Source organism: Citrobacter sp. CK199, assembly GCF_030333285.1.
GTDB classification, from domain to species: Bacteria; Pseudomonadota; Gammaproteobacteria; order Enterobacterales; family Enterobacteriaceae; genus Citrobacter_B; species Citrobacter_B koseri.
The window spans coordinates 369,244-387,743 of sequence record NZ_JAOWGF010000026.1 but is presented as its reverse complement, the minus strand read 5'-3'; the positions used below and the strand labels follow the sequence as shown (position 1 = coordinate 387,743).

Annotated in this window: 18 protein-coding genes, 1 pseudogene and 1 riboswitch; of the genes and pseudogenes, 11 read left to right on the top strand and 8 right to left on the bottom strand. The window is 55.3% G+C overall.

The annotated features are described in order from the left end of the window. Positions 1-43 precede the first annotated feature (43 nt). The 3 genes and pseudogenes from OGX75_RS21310 to OGX75_RS12910 form a co-directional block, all read right to left on the bottom strand. Positions 44-157, bottom strand: a pseudogene (locus OGX75_RS21310) (hypothetical protein); the annotation flags it as partial. Beyond that, positions 153-1,394 (bottom strand): multifunctional CCA addition/repair protein, encoded by a 1,242-nt coding sequence (locus OGX75_RS12915; RefSeq protein WP_058668122.1) that lies wholly within the window; start codon positions 1,392-1,394, stop codon positions 153-155. The pseudogene OGX75_RS21310 and the gene OGX75_RS12915, both read right to left, overlap by 5 nt. Before the next feature lie 64 nt (positions 1,395-1,458). Next, entirely contained in the window at positions 1,459-2,079 is a 621-nt protein-coding gene (locus OGX75_RS12910) for a TIGR04211 family SH3 domain-containing protein (RefSeq protein WP_012135182.1), read from the bottom strand. 241 nt (positions 2,080-2,320) lie between these two features. Between OGX75_RS12910 and OGX75_RS12905 the strand changes: the two genes are divergently transcribed. The 4 genes from OGX75_RS12905 (at position 2,321) to glgS (ending at position 8,569) form a co-directional block, all read left to right on the top strand. After that, complete coding sequence (locus tag OGX75_RS12905) at positions 2,321-3,622, top strand: CYTH domain-containing protein (RefSeq protein WP_286451107.1); 1,302 nt, start codon at positions 2,321-2,323, stop codon at positions 3,620-3,622. 229 nt (positions 3,623-3,851) lie between these two features. Further along, on the top strand, positions 3,852-6,692 hold the full coding sequence (glnE, locus tag OGX75_RS12900) for a bifunctional [glutamate--ammonia ligase]-adenylyl-L-tyrosine phosphorylase/[glutamate--ammonia-ligase] adenylyltransferase (RefSeq protein ID WP_286451108.1): 2,841 nt from the start codon (positions 3,852-3,854) through the stop codon (positions 6,690-6,692). A gap of 59 nt (positions 6,693-6,751) precedes the next feature. Next, positions 6,752-8,185 (top strand): bifunctional D-glycero-beta-D-manno-heptose-7-phosphate kinase/D-glycero-beta-D-manno-heptose 1-phosphate adenylyltransferase HldE, encoded by a 1,434-nt coding sequence (gene hldE, locus OGX75_RS12895; RefSeq protein WP_012135177.1) that lies wholly within the window; start codon positions 6,752-6,754, stop codon positions 8,183-8,185. Between the two features lie 174 nt (positions 8,186-8,359). Next, positions 8,360-8,569, top strand: coding sequence for a cell surface composition regulator GlgS (glgS, locus tag OGX75_RS12890; RefSeq protein WP_012135175.1), 210 nt, complete (start codon positions 8,360-8,362; stop codon positions 8,567-8,569). A gap of 34 nt (positions 8,570-8,603) precedes the next feature. Here glgS and ubiK read toward each other — a convergent pair whose 3' ends face one another. Further along, on the bottom strand, positions 8,604-8,900 hold the full coding sequence (gene ubiK / locus OGX75_RS12885) for a ubiquinone biosynthesis accessory factor UbiK (RefSeq protein ID WP_024130961.1): 297 nt from the start codon (positions 8,898-8,900) through the stop codon (positions 8,604-8,606). 132 nt (positions 8,901-9,032) lie between these two features. Continuing rightward, positions 9,033-9,238, top strand: a riboswitch (FMN riboswitch). A 106-nt stretch (positions 9,239-9,344) separates the two neighbouring features. Here ubiK and ribB point away from each other — a divergent pair. Together ribB and OGX75_RS12875 are read left to right on the top strand one after the other, a co-directional pair. Beyond that, complete coding sequence (gene ribB, locus OGX75_RS12880; protein WP_012135173.1) at positions 9,345-9,998, top strand: 3,4-dihydroxy-2-butanone-4-phosphate synthase; 654 nt, start codon at positions 9,345-9,347, stop codon at positions 9,996-9,998. Positions 9,999-10,291: 293 nt separating this feature from the next. Then, the gene (locus tag OGX75_RS12875; protein WP_012135172.1) at positions 10,292-10,468 is read left to right on the top strand and encodes a hypothetical protein; all 177 of its coding nucleotides are present in this window, start codon (positions 10,292-10,294) and stop codon (positions 10,466-10,468) included. A 19-nt stretch (positions 10,469-10,487) separates the two neighbouring features. Here OGX75_RS12875 and zupT read toward each other — a convergent pair whose 3' ends face one another. Next, positions 10,488-11,261: a zinc transporter ZupT gene (gene zupT / locus OGX75_RS12870; RefSeq protein ID WP_024130960.1), complete on the bottom strand. Its 774-nt coding sequence runs from the start codon at positions 11,259-11,261 to the stop codon at positions 10,488-10,490. A gap of 141 nt (positions 11,262-11,402) precedes the next feature. On the opposite strand from zupT, the gene ygiD reads away from it, so the two are divergent. After that, positions 11,403-12,191 carry a 4,5-DOPA-extradiol-dioxygenase gene (gene ygiD / locus OGX75_RS12865; RefSeq protein ID WP_047461156.1) on the top strand — a complete coding sequence of 263 codons (789 nt, stop codon included), beginning with the start codon at positions 11,403-11,405 and terminating at the stop codon, positions 12,189-12,191. Between the two features lie 85 nt (positions 12,192-12,276). Here the strand turns inward: ygiD and OGX75_RS12860 are convergent, their stop codons facing one another. The 3 genes from OGX75_RS12860 to tolC form a co-directional block, all read right to left on the bottom strand. Continuing rightward, positions 12,277-13,437, bottom strand: coding sequence for a glutathionylspermidine synthase family protein (locus tag OGX75_RS12860; RefSeq protein ID WP_012135169.1), 1,161 nt, complete (start codon positions 13,435-13,437; stop codon positions 12,277-12,279). Positions 13,438-13,442: 5 nt separating this feature from the next. Next, positions 13,443-14,111 carry a DUF1190 family protein gene (locus OGX75_RS12855; RefSeq protein ID WP_286451109.1) on the bottom strand — a complete coding sequence of 223 codons (669 nt, stop codon included), beginning with the start codon at positions 14,109-14,111 and terminating at the stop codon, positions 13,443-13,445. 215 nt (positions 14,112-14,326) lie between these two features. Next, positions 14,327-15,796 carry an outer membrane channel protein TolC gene (gene tolC, locus OGX75_RS12850; protein ID WP_012135166.1) on the bottom strand — a complete coding sequence of 490 codons (1,470 nt, stop codon included), beginning with the start codon at positions 15,794-15,796 and terminating at the stop codon, positions 14,327-14,329. A 199-nt stretch (positions 15,797-15,995) separates the two neighbouring features. On the opposite strand from tolC, the gene nudF reads away from it, so the two are divergent. The 4 genes from nudF to yqiA are packed head-to-tail and all read left to right on the top strand — an operon-like array spanning position 15,996 to position 18,480. After that, positions 15,996-16,628, top strand: a complete 633-nt coding sequence (nudF, locus tag OGX75_RS12845) for an ADP-ribose diphosphatase (RefSeq protein WP_024130957.1) — start codon at positions 15,996-15,998, stop codon at positions 16,626-16,628. Then, positions 16,625-17,047 (top strand): DUF1249 family protein, encoded by a 423-nt coding sequence (locus OGX75_RS12840; RefSeq protein WP_012135164.1) that lies wholly within the window; start codon positions 16,625-16,627, stop codon positions 17,045-17,047. Before nudF ends, OGX75_RS12840 begins: the two co-directional genes overlap by 4 nt. A gap of 24 nt (positions 17,048-17,071) precedes the next feature. Beyond that, on the top strand, positions 17,072-17,899 hold the full coding sequence (gene cpdA / locus OGX75_RS12835; protein WP_012135163.1) for a 3',5'-cyclic-AMP phosphodiesterase: 828 nt from the start codon (positions 17,072-17,074) through the stop codon (positions 17,897-17,899). Beyond that, positions 17,899-18,480: an esterase YqiA gene (yqiA, locus tag OGX75_RS12830; protein WP_012135162.1), complete on the top strand. Its 582-nt coding sequence runs from the start codon at positions 17,899-17,901 to the stop codon at positions 18,478-18,480. The genes cpdA and yqiA overlap by 1 nt, the downstream gene beginning before the upstream one ends. Positions 18,481-18,500: the final 20 nt, after the last annotated feature.

Below are 18,500 nucleotides of genomic sequence, written 5' to 3'. Positions count from 1 at the left end.
TTCGATTTTGTTGCCGGATGGCGGCGCAAATGCCTTATCCGGCCTACGGTTCGATTTTGTTGCCGGATGGCGGCGTAAATGCCTTATCTGGCCTACGGTTGGATTTTGTAGGCCGGATAAGCGGAGCGCCATCCGGCAACAAAACGGTGAGCTTACGCCTCGGGTTTCGGGCAACGCCGTTCTTTCCAGTTAGCCACCGCTGCAATTCGCCGTCTGGTGAGTTCTTCGCGGATCTCCGCGCCTTTAAAGCCTGCCTCCACCACCTCTTTTGTCGGCACCGCCTGCGCGACCTGCCACGCTTCGCGCAGCCAGCGGCCTTGCGGATAGTCAGACGCCTCAAAACCGGTACGACCGCGCACGTCGGCCTCGCTGGTCAGGGCGATTTGCTCTACGCGCTGCGGCTTACGCCAGGCGTCAATCGAATCGAACAGCTTCACGATCGTTTTCGGTTGCAAAATCGGGAAGGTATGGATGAGATCGTGGAATTCCGCCACCAGTTTGGCTAAATCCCGAATCTCATTCGGCACACGCAGACGCTGGCATAACTGCTCGACCAGCTTTACGCCTGCCGGGCCGTGGCCATGATGGCGCGGCCAGAGCGCTTTGGGCGTCAACCCCTTGCCAAGATCGTGACAGAGCGTGGCGAAACGCACATCAACGTTCGGGCTGAGCATGGCGGCCATTGATAACGTCATTAATGTGTGGATGCCGGTATCGATTTCCGGGTGCCACTTTGCCGGAGCCGGAACGCCAAACAGCGCGTCCACTTCCGGGAACAGAACGCGTAGCGCGCCGCAGTCGCGCAGCACCTGAAAGAAAACCTGCGGATTGCGCGTGGTTAAGGCGTTCTCGGTCTCCTTCCATACGCGCTCCGGCGTGAGGTGTTCCAGTTCGCCTGCGGCGGTCATGTCGCGCATCAACGCCAGGGTTTCATCAGCGATGCGGAAACTGAGGTGCGCGTAGCGGGCGGCAAAACGCGCCACGCGCAACACGCGCAGCGGATCTTCGCTAAAGGCGGGGGAAACATGGCGCAGCAGGCGATTGTCCAGATCGCGACGCCCCTGATAGGGGTCGACGATATGGCCGTCGTCATCCTGCGCGAGGGCATTAATGGTGAGGTCGCGACGTTGCAGGTCTTCTTCCAGCGTCACGTCCGGCGCGGCATAGCAGGTAAAGCCGGTATAGCCTGAACCGGATTTACGCTCGGTGCGCGCCAGCGCATACTCTTCACGCGTTTGCGGATGAAGAAACACGGGAAAATCGCGGCCTACCTGCTGGTAGCCCGCGTCAAGCATCTCCTGCGGCGTGGCGCCAACCACCACCCAATCTTTATCTTTGACCGGTAGCCCTAACAACGCATCCCGAACAGCACCACCGACCAGATAAATCTTCACGCCACTTTCCCTTCCTGAAAAAAATCATCCCTTAATCATATGTCAGTGCGGCAGAGAAGGCGATTTAGTTCATCCAGCGGTCTTTGCGTTTACGGCTTGGGATCATGTGCGGGAGAACCAGACCGAGCAGCAGGCCGAGCCCCAGAACGCCGCCGCCATACATAAACCACTGCATAATGATGGTGCGCTGCTTGTCATCAAGTTGCAGATTGGCGGCGCTGACTTTCTTCTGCGCCACGATCAGCTCGTTTTTCAGCTTCTGGTTTTCTTCTTTCAACCCGTTAATCACGCTGTCGCTCTGCGACACTTTTTGCTGCATGTCGGCCGTGCGCTGATTCCAGGTGGTATCAATATTGTTCAGCTTATCGGTCAGCGTCTTAACCTGATTTTCCAGATCCGGTACGCGGATACGCAGGCTGGGCGAGCTGTTCAGCTCTTTCATCGGGATCCAGGCAGTACGACCTGTACTGTCTTTCACCTGAGCGTAATTCGTGTTGGCGTCAGTCTGTAATAATGTCACTTCCTCGCCGGCATTCACCGTACCCACGAGGCGATAATTATCTCCCGGACCGCTGCGGACCCAGGTATTCAGTTCGTCAGAGACATAGCGCTTCTCTTCTGCGTGGGAGACGGCAGTGGCGCTAAGTGCAAGTAAAGTTAATCCAATCAGGCGTAATTTTGGCATCAGGCTGTCGTTTTTGTCATAAAAAGTGGAACGATAGTAGTGGCATCAGTGTCTCTACGCAAAGCATTCGACATCAATCGGAATCATCTGTGTCATCTTTGCCACTGTTTTAAACTTTTACGCCCGTCAAATTGCTCGTTGCATGGCAATTTGGCGCAAAATACTATCTACTGACAAAAAAGAACGCGTTAAGTTCGCCGTCATTCTTCCCATATGTGACATAACCCATAAGTACAAGGCAATGGCTCAGGAAATCGAATTAAAGTTTATCGTTAATCACGACGCTGTAGACGCGTTGCGTGACCATCTGCAAACACTCGGCGGCGAGCACCATGCGCCCAGCCAGTTACAGAACATTTACTACGAAACGCCGGACAAGTGGTTGCGTGGCCATGATATGGGTCTGCGCATCCGTGGCGAGAATGGTCGTTATGAAATGACCATGAAAATCGCCGGTCGGGTTACGGGGGGCCTGCATCAACGGCCGGAATACAATGTTGCGCTGAGCGAGCCGACGTTGGATCTCGCACGGCTCCCGCAGGAGGTCTGGCCGAACGGCGAGCTGCCCGCGGATCTCGCTTCACGCGTGCAGCCGCTGTTCAGCACCGATTTTTACCGTGAGAAATGGCTGGTGGACGTTGACGGCAGCCGTATTGAAATCGCGCTCGATCTTGGCGAAGTGAAGGCCGGAGAATGTGCCGAGCCAATTTGCGAGCTGGAGCTGGAACTGTTAAGCGGCGAGACCCGTGCGGTGTTGAAACTGGCAAACCAACTGGTGTCGCAAGCGGGTCTGCGTCAGGGCAGCCTGAGCAAAGCCGCACGGGGATATCATCTGGCGCAGGGGAATGCTCCGCGTGGGATCAGACCTACTGCGGTGCTGAAAGCGCCAGCCAAAGCCAGCATTGAGCAGGGGCTGGAAGCGGCGCTGGAGCTGGCATTGTCGCAATGGCAGTACCATGAAGAGCTGTGGGTGCGTGGAAATGACGCCGCCAAAGCGGATGTACTGGCGGCGATGGGGCTGGTTCGCCATGCGCTGATGCTGTTTGGCGGCATTGTACCGCGTAAAGCAAGCGCTCACTTACGCGATTTGCTGACGCAGTCGGAAGCGACCCTTGTCTCTGAGGTTTCAGCCATCACGGCTATCTATAGCACGCAAACGGCGATGGCTAAACTGGCGCTGACCGAATGGCTGGTCACCAAAGCCTGGCAACCGTTCCTTGATGCCAAAGCGCAGACGAAAATGGCCGATTCTTTCAAACGCTTTGCCGATATTCACCTGTCGCGCCACGCGGCGGAGCTGAAAGCGACTTTCGGGCAGCCGTTGGGCGATCGGTATCGCGATCAGCTTCCGCGCCTGACCCGCGATATCGACAGCATTTTGCTGCTGGCAGGTTATTACGACGCGAATGCGGTACAGGCCTGGCTGGAGAACTGGCAGGGCCTGCGCCACGCGATTGTGACAGGGCAGCGCATTGAAGTTGAACACTTCCGCAATGAGGCGATCTTCCAGGAACCGTTCTGGCTGCATAGCGGAAAACGATAACCAGTAACGCCTGATGGCGATGCTGCGCATCTTATCAGGCCTACGGCGCACAGGTTTTGTAGGTCGGATAAGGCGTTACGCCGCCATCCGGCAATGTCAGACGCCAGATGGCGATGCTGCGCATCTTATCAGGCCTACGACGCACAGGTTTTGTAGGCCGGATAAGGCGTTACGCCGCCATCCGGCAACACTCATCGGGATTAGTTAGCCATCTGAGGACACACCTTAAATGAAGCCGCTTTCTTCACCGTTACAGCAGCACTGGCAGACCGTGGTTGAGCGGTTACCAGAAATCCTGGCTGAAGCCACGCTTAGCGTTCAGGCGAAGTCAGTACTTACATTTAGTGACTTTGTGCAGGACAGCGTGATTGCGCATCCCGAATGGCTGACTGAGCTGGAAAGCGCGCCGCCGCAGGCCGATGAGTGGCGGCATTATGCCGCGTGGCTACAGGACGCGTTGGCGCAGGTGACTGATGAAGCGGCGCTGATGCGCGAGCTTCGCATATTCCGTCGCCGCATCATGGTACGTATCGCCTGGGCGCAGGCGCTGTCGCTGGTGGAAGAAGAAAACATTCTGCAACAGCTAAGCCATCTGGCGGAAACGTTGATCGTCGCCGCGCGCGACTGGTTGTATGACGCCTGCTGTCGCGAATGGGGTACGCCCTGCAACCATGATGGCGTACCTCAACCGTTGCTGATTCTGGGGATGGGAAAACTGGGCGGCGGCGAGCTGAATTTCTCCTCGGATATCGATCTGATCTTCGCCTGGCCGGAGCACGGTTCCACCCGGGGCGGTCGGCGCGAGCTGGATAACGCGCAGTTCTTTACCCGCATGGGGCAGCGTTTGATCAAAGTGCTGGACCAGCCGACGATGGACGGCTTTGTGTACCGGGTGGATATGCGTCTGCGCCCGTTTGGCGACAGTGGCCCGCTGGTGCTGAGTTTTGCCGCGCTGGAAGATTATTACCAGGAACAAGGGCGCGACTGGGAGCGTTATGCGATGGTCAAAGCGCGCATTATGGGCGCTGCCGACAGTGCGTATGTCGATGAACTGCGCGCCATGTTGCGACCTTTCGTGTTCCGCCGCTATATCGATTTCAGCGTGATCCAGTCCCTGCGTAATATGAAAGGGATGATTGCCCGTGAAGTGCGTCGTCGCGGTCTGAAAGACAATATTAAGCTTGGCGCCGGCGGTATTCGTGAAATTGAGTTTATCGTGCAGGTGTTCCAGTTGATTCGCGGCGGACGGGAACCCTCGCTGCAATCGCGCTCGTTGCTGCCGACGCTGAGCGCGATTGATGCGCTGCACCTGTTGCCAGAAAATGACGCCGGACAGTTACGCGCGGCCTATCTCTTCCTGCGCCGTCTGGAAAACCTGCTGCAAAGCATCAATGATGAGCAGACCCAGACGCTGCCGGGCGATGAACTGAACCGGGCGCGCCTGGCCTGGGGAATGCGCACGGATGACTGGTCGCAGCTCACCGACATTCTGGCGGCGCACATGGCTAACGTGCGTCGGGTATTTAACGAACTGATTGGCGATGACGAAACCGATACCCAGGAAGATACGCTGTCGGAACACTGGCGCGAGCTGTGGCAGGATGCGCTACAGGAAGATGATACCACGCCGGTGCTGGCGCATCTGTCTGACGACGATCGCGGACGCGTGCTGGCGTTAATCGCCGACTTCCGTAAAGAGCTGGATAAGCGCACCATTGGCCCGCGCGGGCGGCAGGTGCTCGACCATCTGATGCCACATCTGCTTAGCGACGTGTGCTCGCGCGAAGATGCTTCTGTGCCGCTGTCGCGTATTACGCCGCTGCTGGTGGGGATCGTTACGCGTACCACCTACCTTGAATTACTGAGCGAATTTCCCGGCGCGCTGAAGCACCTGATTTCGCTGTGCGCCGCTTCGCCGATGGTGGCGAGCCAGCTGGCGCGTTATCCACTGTTGCTCGATGAACTACTGGACCCGAATACGCTGTATCAGCCAACGGCGACCGACGCTTATCGCGATGAGTTACGCCAGTATTTGCTGCGTGTGCCGGAAGATGACGAAGAGCAGCAGCTGGAAGCGCTGCGCCAGTTTAAACAAACGCAACTGTTGCGCATTGCGGCGGCGGATATCGCCGGTACGCTACCGGTGATGAAGGTCAGCGATCACCTGACCTGGCTGGCGGAGGCCATTATCGACGCCGTTGTCCAGCAGGCGTGGGGGCAAATGGTGGCGCGCTATGGGCAGCCGACGCACCTTGCTGAGCGCACCGGACGCGGGTTTGCGGTGGTGGGTTATGGCAAGCTGGGCGGCTGGGAGCTGGGCTACAGCTCCGATCTTGATCTGATCTTTTTGCACGATTGCCCAATGGACGTGATGACCGACGGCGAGCGTGAAATCGACGGCCGCCAGTTCTACTTACGCCTGGCGCAGCGCATTATGCACCTGTTCAGCACTCGCACCTCTTCCGGTATCTTGTATGAAGTGGACGCGCGGCTGCGCCCGTCTGGCGCGGCGGGAATGCTGGTCACGTCGGCGGAATCCTTTGCCGATTATCAGAAAAACGAAGCCTGGACATGGGAGCATCAGGCGCTGGTGCGCGCCCGTGTGGTTTATGGCGACCCGCAACTGACCTCGCAGTTTGACGCCGTGCGTCGCGATATCATGACTCTCGCCCGCGAAGGCAAAACGTTGCAGACCGAGGTGCGCGAAATGCGTGAGAAAATGCGCGCGCATCTGGGCAACAAGCATCGCGATCGTTTTGATATCAAAGCCGACGAAGGCGGGATCACCGATATTGAATTTATTACCCAATATCTGGTGCTGCGCTATGCGCATGAAAAGCCGAAGCTGACGCGCTGGTCCGATAACGTGCGCATTCTGGAACTGCTGGCGCAAAACGACATTATGGATGAACAGGAAGCGCAGGCGCTGACGCAGGCCTATACCACGCTGCGCGATGAGCTTCATCACCTTGCGCTACAGGAGCTTCCGGGGCATGTGGCGCAAGAGTGCTTCAGCAAGGAACGCGCGCTGGTACGGGCAAGCTGGCAGAAGTGGCTGGTTGCCGGGTGAAGTGTGCTATTATCGCGCGCAAATTTTAAGACCCTCAGAGAATCTCTCAGGAGACAGGAATGAAAGTAACGCTGCCAGAGTTTGAACGTGCAGGAGTCATGGTTGTTGGTGATGTGATGCTGGATCGCTACTGGTACGGGCCGACCAGCCGTATTTCCCCCGAAGCGCCGGTGCCCGTTGTCAAAGTGGACACCATTGAAGAACGTCCGGGCGGCGCGGCGAACGTGGCGATGAACATCGCTTCTCTGGGCGCAAATTCGCGTCTGGTGGGTCTGACCGGTATTGACGATGCGGCGCGCGCGCTGAGCAAAACGCTGGCGGATGTGAACGTAAAATGCGACTTCGTTTCTGTGCCTACGCATCCGACGATTACCAAACTGCGTGTACTTTCCCGTAACCAGCAGCTGATTCGCCTGGATTTTGAAGAAGGCTTTGAAGGCGTCGATCCGCTGCCATTGCACGAGCGTATTAACCAGGCGCTGGGCTCAATTGGCGCGCTGGTGTTGTCTGATTACGCCAAAGGCGCGTTGGCCAGCGTTCAGCAGATGATTCAGCTTGCGCGTAAAGCGGGCGTCCCGGTGCTGATCGACCCGAAAGGCACCGATTTCGAACGTTATCGCGGCGCCACGCTGTTGACGCCGAACCTGTCTGAGTTCGAAGCGGTGGCGGGTAAATGTAAAAGTGAAGAAGAGATTGTCGAACGCGGCATGAAGCTGATTGCCGATTTCGAATTTTCTGCGCTGCTGGTGACCCGTTCCGAGCAGGGAATGACGCTGCTGCAACCGGGTAAAGCGCCGCTGCATATGCCGACCCAGGCGCAGGAAGTGTATGACGTTACCGGTGCCGGGGATACGGTGATCGGCGTACTGGCGGCCACATTAGCGGCGGGGAACTCCCTGGAAGAGGCCTGCTATTTCGCGAACGCGGCAGCAGGCGTTGTCGTCGGTAAACTGGGAACATCAACCGTTTCGCCAATCGAACTGGAAAATGCGGTGCGCGGTCGTGCGGATACCGGCTTCGGCGTGATGACGGAAGCCGAACTGAAACAGGCCGTGGCCAGCGCGCGTAAACGCGGCGAGAAAGTGGTCATGACCAACGGCGTTTTTGACATTCTGCATGCCGGACATGTGTCTTACCTGGCGAACGCCCGCAAGCTGGGCGATCGCCTGATCGTCGCGGTGAACAGCGATGCCTCCACCAAACGTCTGAAAGGCGAAACTCGCCCTGTGAATCCGCTGGAACAGCGAATGATCGTGCTGGGTGCGCTGGAGTCCGTTGACTGGGTGGTTTCTTTCGACGAGGACACCCCGCAGCGGCTGATTGCTGGCGTGCTGCCGGATCTGCTGGTGAAAGGCGGTGACTATAAGCCAGAAGAGATTGCCGGTAGCGAAGAAGTCTGGGCCAACGGCGGCGAAGTGCTGGTGCTTAACTTCGAAGACGGTTGTTCGACCACCAATATCATCAAGAAAATCCAGAAAGACAGCGATAAATAACCGCTGAACAGACGGCCCGATACGCACAGCGCCATCGGGCATCTGGCTTGTTCCCAAAGTGTGATGTCAGGCAACTGATATGCGCACTTTTTGCACAACCGTTCAACACATATAAGAGAATACTGAAATTAGAAAAAGCATATGGCCTTAACAGATATTTGATAACTGGAGGGTATGCTGATGAACGACAAGAACGTATATTCGTTAAACAATTTTGATTTTCTGGCGCGCAGTTTCGCCAGGATGCAGGCTGAGGGCCATCCTGTTGATATCCAGGCCGTTACCGGAAATATGGATGAGGCGCACCGCAGCTGGTTTTGCAAACGCTATGCGCTTTACTGCCAACAGGCGACACAGGCTAAGAAGCTAGAACTCGAACACTGAAAATATCAACGGGCCTTACGGCCCGTTGTGGTTTTTACTCTTGCGGATCGACAGGCGGGATGGCGGGCGCAGGTTTAACATCTACAGGTTTCTCACGCGCTTCCAGCTCGCTGAGGCGTTGCTCCAGCAGCGCCAGCTTTTCGCGGGTGCGCAGTAAGACCTGAGTCTGCACGTCAAACTCTTCACGGCTCACCAGATCGAGACGCGTCAGCTGCGATTGCAGCGTCTGACGGATTTTCTTCTCGATATCTTCCCCGAACTCCCGGACCCCTTTCGGCATCGACTCGTGAACCTGACGAGCGAGTTGCTCAATTTTTTTCGGGTCAATCATTGTGGTTTCCCTGAACTGGTAAGTGTCAGAACACATTGTAGTGCGATATGCAGGCGTCATAAACCAGAATTGTGTGTCGCTTAGCGGAGTAAAGGCGTTGATGAAGGTAATCAATAGCGTTATAGTTAACTCGCTTATTCTCAGGGCGGGGCGAAATTCCCCACCGGCGGTAAATCAGCGTATGTCCAAAAGATTTCGCGTTGCGGCAATGCGGCAGCGGCGTGAAAGATGAAGGACAGGTTGAAAGCCCGCGAGCGCTTCAGGTGCAAATCTGAAGGTCAGCAGATCCGGTGTAATTCCGGGGCCGACGGTTAAAGTCCGGATGGGAGAGAGTAACGATCCAGTCGGGCATGGGCCCGCTCACGTTATTTTTTTGCCGCTTGTCGGTACTCCTAAGACTGCCCTGATTCTGGTAACCATAATTTTAATGAGGTTTTTTTTACCATGAATCAGACGCTACTTTCCTCTTTTGGTACGCCTTTTGAACGTGTGGAACATGCGCTATCCGCGCTGCGTGAAGGACGCGGTGTGATGGTGCTTGACGATGAAGATCGCGAAAACGAAGGCGATATGATTTTCCCGGCCGAAACCATGACCGTTGAGCAGATGGCGCTGACCATTCGCCACGGCAGCGGCATTGTTTGTCTGTGCATCACTGAAGATCGTCGCAAGCAGCTCGATCTGCCGATGATGGTGGAGAACAATACCAGCGCCTACGGCACCGGTTTTACCGTGACCATTGAAGCCGCAAAAGGCGTGACTACCGGCGTTTCTGCCGCAGACCGCGTAACGACCGTTCGCGCAGCCATTGCCGATGGCGCGAAACCTGCCGATTTGCACCGTCCAGGCCACGTTTTCCCGCTGCGCGCGCAGCCGGGCGGCGTTCTGACCCGTGGCGGCCATACTGAAGCCACCATCGATCTGGTGACGCTGGCCGGGTTCAAACCTGCTGGCGTACTGTGCGAGCTGACGAATGACGATGGCACAATGGCGCGCGCGCCGGAATGCATCGCGTTTGCCGGTAAACACAACATGGCAGTAGTGACGATCGAAGATCTGGTGGCTTACCGCCAGGCGCACGAGCGTAAAGCCAGCTAATTCTGTAGGCCTGATAAGCGAAGCGCCATCAGGCGATGAGATGATAATAAAAACCGAAGCCGATTCGCAGGCTTCGGTTTTTTGTGTTTACAGAGGTCATTAATCCCGCCGTTTATCCCTTATATTTTGCTTTTTTAAACATCCCATCTGTTAATAAAAGCCCAACCTTTTTCTCTATGATCAAAATCATATTCTCGATTTCATACTGTGCCAGTATATAGGGCTACCTCAATATAGGTAGAAAAGGTTTTAACGCTAATTGTTTGGTAATATTAGATTTTAAGGGTAAAAGGATGTTTATCGCCTGGTATTGGCTCGTCTTAATTTTTCTGGTGATCGTAGGGTATTTTTGCCATATGAAACGCTATTGTAAGGCGTTTCGGCAGGACAGAGATGCGCTGCTGGAAATCCGCAATAAATTACTTCGTCGCGATGATGAAGAACGCGTTATGACCAAAGAGCAGGAATAAACGCTTCCTGCTGCCTCTGTTATCCGATTCCCATCGCCTGAAGCACGACAAGACTCAACCCCATCACCGACATTCCACACAGTACGCCGTAGCTGGGATTATTATTAGGGTCGATCTCTTTTGCCAGCGGCATCAGCTCATCAACGGATAATGCCACCATAATTCCCGCGACGGCGGCCATGATGGACGCCATAACGACCGGTGAGATCAGGCTGCCCAGAATAAGCCACGCCATTACACCGCCAAGAATTTCCGCCATCCCGGAGATACCGGCCCAGAAAATTGCTGTCCGTTTTGAACCGGTTGCGGCGTAGACTGGCCCGGCGACCGCTAATCCTTCAGGAATATTGTGCAAGGCGACCGCCAGGGCAATGCCAAAACCCAATTCGAGGTTGCTGCTGGCGGTGACGAAGGTGGCGATACCTTCCGGGAAGTTGTGCAGACTGATGCCCAGCGTCAGCAGGATGGCGGTGCGTTTTATCGAGCCGGGGAGAGGACGCGCGGTTTTTTGCACTAAATCTTGTGGGTGGGCGTGGGGAAGCAGCCTGTCGAGACCGAAATAACCCAGCAAGCCGATAATAAACATGCCGTAACCCAGCACCGGAGACATGCCATCTGCCGCCAGCGCGGCTGGCAGCATCTCCATCAGCGAGATCAACAGCATAATGCCTGCGGCGAATCCCAGTGAAAACGCCAGCACGCGGTTGGACGGTTTTTGCCCCAGCACGCCAAGAAACGCGCCAATAAAGGTGGCGGCGCCCGCCAGTAAGGTCAGAATTAAAGGTACTGACATCGACAACTCCTTATGATTCAACTGTCCGAACCTGACCTTCAAAATAACTGATGATCTTCATCATGGTTATCTGAGTTCTTCATCCATCGAAAAAGCGTATTGTGATGATATCAAAATGACTCCCTCAGTAAGGATATCATCATGTCTTCAACACGTATGCCAGCATTGTTTTTAGGTCACGGTAGCCCGATGAACGTTCTGGAAGATAATGTGTATACCCGCGCCTGGCGGCATCTGGGGGATACATTGCCGCGTCCAAAAGCGATTGTCGTTGTTTCGGCGCACTGGTTCACGCGAGGGACGGGCGTGACGGCGATGGAAGCGCCAAAGACGATCCATGATTTTGGCGGCTTTCCTCAGGCATTGTATGACACGCACTATCCTGCGCCCGGTTCGCCGGAACTGGCGCAACATCTGGTTGAGTTGCTGTCGCCGACGCCGGTCGCGCTGGATAAAGAGGCGTGGGGCTTTGATCACGGCTCCTGGGGCGTGTTGATCAAGATGTACCCGAATGCGGATATCCCGATGGTGCAGTTGAGCATCGACAGCACCAAACCGGCGGCCTGGCATTTTGAAACAGGGCGCAAACTGGCGGCGTTGCGGGACGAAGGCATTATGCTGGTCGCCAGTGGCAACGTGGTGCATAACCTGCGCACGGCGCGCTGGCATGGCGAGAATACGCCCTATCCGTGGGCAACGTCATTCAATGAGTATGTGAAAGCGAATCTGACATGGCAGGGGCCGGTAGAACAGCATCCGCTGGTTAATTACCTCGATCATGAAGGAGGATCGCTGTCGAACCCAACGCCGGATCACTATCTGCCGCTGCTGTATGTGTTAGGCGCATGGGATGGCAAAGAGCCGGTGACGATCCCGGTTGACGGCATCGAGATGGGCAGCCTGAGTATGCTGTCGGTACAAGTGGGATGATTAATGCCCGATGGCGCTACGCTTATCGGGCCTACCGTTCGTGCCGTAGGCCGGGTAAAGCGGAGCCGCCACCCGGCACAAGAGACTATTCGACAAAGATATGCGGGTAGAAGCGGGACAGATCCTGGGTGATCAACGCTCTGTCTTCGCGAATACCGATCCCGGCGGGTTGATCGTTGATCAACCAGCTGCCAATCAGCATATAGCTGTCGCCAAACTTCGGCAGCGGGCAGAACTGCTGCACAATCATGCCTTCTTCACCGTAAGGGCCTTCCACCGCTTCGATCGTTTTCCCGTTCTCAATGATGGAGACGTTAGCGCCTTCACGCGAGAAGATCGGTTTGACGACGAATTTTTCCATTTGCGGATAGTCATCTTCCGCAAAATAAGCCGGCAGCAGGTTAGGGTGATCCGGGAACATTTCCCATAACATTGGGAGCAGCGCTTTATTGGAGATAATGCTCTTCCAGGCCGGTTCCAGCCAGCGAACGCCAGCATCTTCCAGCTTGGTGGAGAACATTTCACGCAGCATAAATTCCCACGGATAGAGCTTAAACAGGTTGGCAATCACCTGATCCTGCAAGTCCGAAAACTGACCTTTTTCACCCAGGCCGATATCTTCAATGTAGAGGAACTCGGTGGCGATTTCAGCTTCGGCGGCGCAGTCCTGTAGATACTGGATCGTCCCGCGATCTTCCACGGTGTCGCGACAGCAGGTGAGGTGCAGCAGTTGGAAGCCATACTGCTCACGCAGCTCGGCGAAGCGTTCGATCAGCTTTTCTTGCAGACTGTTAAACTGATCGCTGCCTTCCGGCAGGTTGCCCGCATTGAGCTGGTCTTCCAGCCAGATCCACTGGAAAAACGCGGCCTCATACAGTGAAGTCGGCGTATCGGCGTTATTTTCTAAAAGCTTAGGCTCACCCGTGCCATCCCACGCCAGATCGAGGCGGGAATAGAGCGACGGCTGCTGCGTTTGCCAGGACTGACGAACAAAGCCCCAGGTATGCTTAGGAATGCGAAACTTCGTCATCAGCTCGTCGCTGGCGATCACTTTCTCCACGACCTTAAGGCACATCTGGTGCAGTTCAGCGGTGACGTCTTCCAGCTTCTCAACCTGGTCGAGCGTCAGCTTGTAGTACGCGTCTTCACACCAGTACGGTTCCCCGTACATCGTGTGAAAATTAAAACCGTATTCGGTGGCTTTCTCGCGCCAGTCCGGGCGCTCAGTAATACTGATTCTTTCCATGCGTCTTAGCCGCCCATCGAACGATTCGAGGTGCCGGTGGCGTTACGCTGCATTGTGCTTTGTTTTGCCACTGATTCGCCAAAACCACCACGGGTAACGGTTGTGGTTGTGGCGGGCTTCGGCGCCATCGCGGTTTTCGGTACGGTCATGGTACGGCCAGGCTGTGCGGCGCCGTAGTTCTTGCCGCTGGCGTCGGTGTATTTACCGTAGGCCGGGCTGGCCGGGTTTTTTGAACTGAACAGTGGTTGCTGAGCAAAGCCCGCGCCGCCGCCCATCATTCGGCCCATCATATAGCCCGCCATCAGCGGCATCCAGAAGCTGCCGCTGGATTGCGCCTGCGCCTGATTTTCCGGCGCCATGCCTGCCTGAGCCGGCGCCTGCTGGCACTGGCCTTCGCCGAATTCAGCCACGCAGTCTTCACGCGTCGCGTATTTCGGCGCGGTACGTTCCGCTTCTTTCAGGGCATTGTTGAATGCGGTAGTACATTCAGCGTTTTTGCCCGGGTTCGCCGCCGAGCAGTCGTCGGCGTTTTGATACAGCGAAACCGTTTCGTCGCTTTTTTCACAGCCGGCCAGCATAAAGACAGCGGTAACCGCCAGAGCAACCGGAGTAAGATGACGTGCGCTCCAGCTTTTGCGGAACGAGGCGTGATGTATAGATTTTGTCCGTTTCATTTTTGTCTTCCAGGACCCAGTGGTAAACACAATAAATAATGCTCAGGATAGTGGATGGCTGGTCGAAATTGAAGCGAGAAGAGGCGAGAATGCGGCAGAATGGCGGGATCTTTACGTTGCCTTACGTTCAGACAAGGTTTAGCGCCCGGTGTCGCGACGCTTACCCTGCCTGCGATCAGGTAGGCTCAATAAGCGAAGCGCCATCGGGCAATTCATCAGTTACGGAACGGGTTGTTACCGTTGCTGCTGGTGGAACGTGCTGAAGCAGGCTGAACCGTACTGGCATTATAGCCATCCGCCGCTGCATCCTGCTGCGGGGTTTCCGGCGCGACGTTGTCCGGGGATGTCGAGATCGGTTTACCCAGCGCATTGTTCAGCGCCACCAGATCCTGCTCGTTCAACGTACCGAGAGCATTCTTGATGTTCAGCTGGTTAATCAGATAGTTATAACGCGCATTCGCCAGTTGTTGCTTCGCTTCATACAGCGCGGTGGTGGCATCCAGCACGTCAACAATGGTACGCGTACCCACGGAATAACCGGCTTCGTTTGCATCCAAAGAGCTTTGCGCGGAAACAACGGCCTGTTTGTAAGCGTTAATGCTGCTGATAGAAGCATTAATGTTGTTGAAGGAGGAGCGCACGGTCTGCACGACGCTGCGGTGCGCGCTTTCCAGCTGTTCGCTCGCGCCAACAAAGTTGTACTGCGCCTGTTTCACCTGAGAGTTGACCATCCCACCCTGATACAGCGGCAGCGAGAAACTCAGGCCAATTTTGTTCTGGCCCATATTGCTGTCGTCATACTGCGTGCTGTTATGGGTTTTAGAGCCGCTATAAGAGGTGTCAGACACGCCGGTAGAAGCGGTTAAATCCAGCGTTGGCAGATGACCGTCCTGCGCCTGGCGGATTTGCTCGCGCGCCAAATCCTGGCTCAGACGCGCCTGTAACAGCGTCAGGTTACGGTTTTCGGCCTCTTTCAGCAGCGCGTTAACGGCCTGCGGCTTGTCAGTTTTAAAGTTCGTGACATTCAGCGAAGCCAGTTCCGGGTAGTAGTTACCGGTGACCTGGCGCAATTCTTCTACGGCGTTATCCAGATTGTTGCGGGCGGTGACTTCGTTCGCCAGCACGGTATCGTATTGTGCACGGGCGTTTTGCACGTCAGTGATAGCGACCAGGCCGACGTTAAAACGCTGGGTGGTTTGATCTAACTGACGATAAACGGCTTCTTTCTGCGCCTGCGTATAAGAGAGAACGTCAATGGCGTTCAGGACTTTAAAGTAGGCGCTCGCCGTATTGAGGATCAGCGTTTGCTGATCGGTCTGGAACGTGACGTCCTGGATACCTGCGGATTTTTCCTGCAACGTCAGCGCGCGCCATTTTGACATATCAAAAAGGGTCTGGGTTAATTGCAGAGAGGCGCTGGTGGCGTTGGAGTTGATGCCATTCGCATCACGATAGCCGTTGCTGTAGGTGTAATCGGCACCTAAACCCAGTTGCGGCAGTAAAGGACTACGCGCTTCGTTAATTTTTTCGAATGCAGCATCGCGATCGGCGGCGGATTTACGCAATTCCGGGTTGCTCAGGCGTGCTTGCTGATAAACTTGCATCAGGTTCTCTGCCTGGCTCAGTGTGCTGAACCCCGTCAGGCTCAGGCCGATAAGGATGGGGAGCAATTTCTTCATTTGCATTCCTTGTTGTGAAGCAGTATTTAGCGCTGATCAAATTGTAAAAATAATTGCTGATTCTAGCAGAATCCGCCACTGCAAAAAGTTGGCGTTACGTGCCATCCGGCGTTAATTTGCACCAATTTATCACAAGGTCGCTGAAACGGCAGTCAAACGCCCTTGAAATTCACATTTTAATCACTATTGGTACCAGGACAGCACAATGCATAAACCAGACAACTCGCCAATGACTTTCTCCAAAAACGATGTAGAAATTATTGCACGAGAAACGCTATATCGCGGTTTTTTTTCACTGGATCTCTATCGTTTCCGCCACCGCCTGTTCAACGGTGAAATGAGCGGTGAAGTGAAACGCGAAATTTTTGAGCGCGGCCACGCCGCAGTGTTGCTACCCTTTGACCCTGAGCGCGACGAAATTGTACTGGTCGAACAGATTCGTATCGCGGCGTATGACACCAGCGAGACGCCGTGGTTGCTGGAAATGGTCGCCGGGATGATCGAAGAGGGCGAAACCGTTGAGGAGGTCGCTCGTCGCGAAGCAATGGAAGAGGCCGGACTTGAGGTCAAACGGACGAAACCGGTCATGAGTTACCTGGCAAGCCCCGGCGGCACCAGCGAGCGTCTTTCTATTTTAGTGGGCGAAGTGGATGCCACGACCGCAAACGGGATTCATGGTCTGGCCGATGAAAACGAAGATATTCGTGTTCATGTGGTAAGTCGGGAGCAGGCTTACCAGTGGGTAGAAGAGGGGAAAATCGACAACGCGGCTTCTGTCATCGCTTTGCAATGGCTGCAACTGCACTATCAAGAGTTAAAACACGAGTGGAAAAAATGAAGCGTTACACACCTGACTTCCCTGAAATGATGCGCCTGTGCGAAACTAATTTTTCGCAATTGCGCCGCCTGTTGCCGCGCAATGACGCACCCGGCGAAACAGTAAGCTATCAGGTGGCCAACGCGCAATATCGGTTAACGATCGTTGAATCGACCCGATACACTACGCTTGTTGCGATCGAGCAGACGGCGCCAGCCATTACGTACTGGAGCCTGCCGTCACTTACGGTGCGCCTGTACCATGACGCGATGGTGGCCGAAGTGTGTTCAAGTCAGCAGATCTTTCGCTTCAAAGCGCGGTATGATTATCCAAATAAAAAGTTGCATCAACGCGACGAAAAGCATCAAATTAATCAGTTTCTGGCCGACTGGCTGCGTTACTGTTTAGCACATGGAGCGATGGCGATTCCGGTTTATTAGCGTCGTGAAACCTAAGGACACCATTTGGAAAGCCTGTTAACCCTTCCTCTGGCTGGTGAGGCCAGAGTCAGGATCTTACAAATTACCGATACTCACCTGTTTGCCGAAAAACATGAAACGCTGCTGGGCGTGAATACCTGGGAAAGTTACCAGGCGGTGCTGGATGCGATTCATGCCGGGCAGCACGAATACGATCTGATCGTGGCGACAGGTGATTTAGCGCAGGATCAAACGGCTGCGGCCTATCAGCACTTTGCTGAAGGTATCGCAAGCTTTCGTGCGCCTTGCGTTTGGTTGCCGGGTAACCATGACTTTCAGCCCGCGATGTACAGCGCGTTGCAGGAAGCGGGGATCTCCCCGGCCAAACGCGTGTTTATCGGCGATCAATGGCAAATCTTGCTGCTGGATAGCCAGGTTTTTGGCGTACCGCATGGTGAATTGAGCGACTTTCAGCTTGAATGGCTGGAGCGTAAACTTGCCGATGCGCCGGAGCGCCACACCTTGCTGCTTCTGCATCACCATCCATTGCCTTCGGGATGCAGCTGGCTGGATCAGCACAGCCTGCGTAACGCGGCCGAACTGGACAGTGTGCTGGCGAACTATCCACGCGTCAAATACCTGCTGTGCGGTCATATTCATCAGGAGCTGGATCTTGACTGGAATGGCCGCCGCCTGCTGGCGACGCCGTCCACCTGCGTCCAGTTCAAGCCGCACTGCGCAAACTTCACGCTGGACACGATAGGGCCAGGCTGGCGGACGCTGGAACTGTACGCCGAGGGTTCTCTGGAAACGCAAGTGCATCGTCTGCCGGGGACTCAATTCCGACCCGATACCGCTTCGGAAGGATACTGATGTCTACGCTTCTTTATCTGCATGGGTTTAATAGCTCTCCGCGTTCGGCAAAGGCATGTCAGCTTAAAAGCTGGCTGGCGGAGCGCCACCCTCATGTTGAGATGATCGTGCCGCAACTGCCGCCGTATCCTGCTGATGCGGCAGAGTTGCTGGAATCTATCGTGCTTGAACACGGTGGAGCGCCGCTCGGCGTCGTTGGATCGTCGCTGGGCGGCTATTACGCCACCTGGCTGTCGCAGTGTTTTATGTTGCCTGCGGTGGTGGTGAACCCGGCGGTGCGGCCGTTTGAACTGTTGACCGACTACCTCGGTCAGAACGAGAACCCCTACACCGGGCAGCAATATGTGCTAGAGTCTCGCCATATTTACGATCTTAAAGTCATGCAGATTGACCCGCTGGAAGCGCCGGATTTGATCTGGCTGCTGCAACAGACGGGGGATGAAGTGTTGGACTACCGCCAGGCGGTGGCGTATTACGCCTCCTGCCGCCAGACCGTTATCGAGGGCGGAAACCATGCATTCACGGGCTTCGAAGATTATTTCAACCAGATTGTCGATTTCCTTGGACTGCACAGTTTCTGACAATCAATTCGAATTGCTAA

What these genes read in the sequence shown, in the direction of transcription:
- nudF (WP_024130957.1), top strand. Translation starts at nt 15,996, where the DNA reads ATGCATAAACCAGACAACTCGCCAATGACTTTCTCCAAAAACGATGTA.
- OGX75_RS12910 (WP_012135182.1), bottom strand. Translation starts at nt 2,079, where the DNA reads ATGCCAAAATTACGCCTGATTGGATTAACTTTACTTGCACTTAGCGCC.
- ribB (WP_012135173.1), top strand. Translation starts at nt 9,345, where the DNA reads ATGAATCAGACGCTACTTTCCTCTTTTGGTACGCCTTTTGAACGTGTG.
- OGX75_RS12875 (WP_012135172.1), top strand. Translation starts at nt 10,292, where the DNA reads ATGTTTATCGCCTGGTATTGGCTCGTCTTAATTTTTCTGGTGATCGTA.
- tolC (WP_012135166.1), bottom strand. Translation starts at nt 15,796, where the DNA reads ATGCAAATGAAGAAATTGCTCCCCATCCTTATCGGCCTGAGCCTGACG.
- OGX75_RS12855 (WP_286451109.1), bottom strand. Translation starts at nt 14,111, where the DNA reads ATGAAACGGACAAAATCTATACATCACGCCTCGTTCCGCAAAAGCTGG.
- yqiA (WP_012135162.1), top strand. Translation starts at nt 17,899, where the DNA reads ATGTCTACGCTTCTTTATCTGCATGGGTTTAATAGCTCTCCGCGTTCG.
- glgS (WP_012135175.1), top strand. Translation starts at nt 8,360, where the DNA reads ATGCTGATGAACGACAAGAACGTATATTCGTTAAACAATTTTGATTTT.
- hldE (WP_012135177.1), top strand. Translation starts at nt 6,752, where the DNA reads ATGAAAGTAACGCTGCCAGAGTTTGAACGTGCAGGAGTCATGGTTGTT.
- ygiD (WP_047461156.1), top strand. Translation starts at nt 11,403, where the DNA reads ATGTCTTCAACACGTATGCCAGCATTGTTTTTAGGTCACGGTAGCCCG.
- OGX75_RS12905 (WP_286451107.1), top strand. Translation starts at nt 2,321, where the DNA reads ATGGCTCAGGAAATCGAATTAAAGTTTATCGTTAATCACGACGCTGTA.
- glnE (WP_286451108.1), top strand. Translation starts at nt 3,852, where the DNA reads ATGAAGCCGCTTTCTTCACCGTTACAGCAGCACTGGCAGACCGTGGTT.
- OGX75_RS12860 (WP_012135169.1), bottom strand. Translation starts at nt 13,437, where the DNA reads ATGGAAAGAATCAGTATTACTGAGCGCCCGGACTGGCGCGAGAAAGCC.
- ubiK (WP_024130961.1), bottom strand. Translation starts at nt 8,900, where the DNA reads ATGATTGACCCGAAAAAAATTGAGCAACTCGCTCGTCAGGTTCACGAG.
- OGX75_RS12840 (WP_012135164.1), top strand. Translation starts at nt 16,625, where the DNA reads ATGAAGCGTTACACACCTGACTTCCCTGAAATGATGCGCCTGTGCGAA.
- zupT (WP_024130960.1), bottom strand. Translation starts at nt 11,261, where the DNA reads ATGTCAGTACCTTTAATTCTGACCTTACTGGCGGGCGCCGCCACCTTT.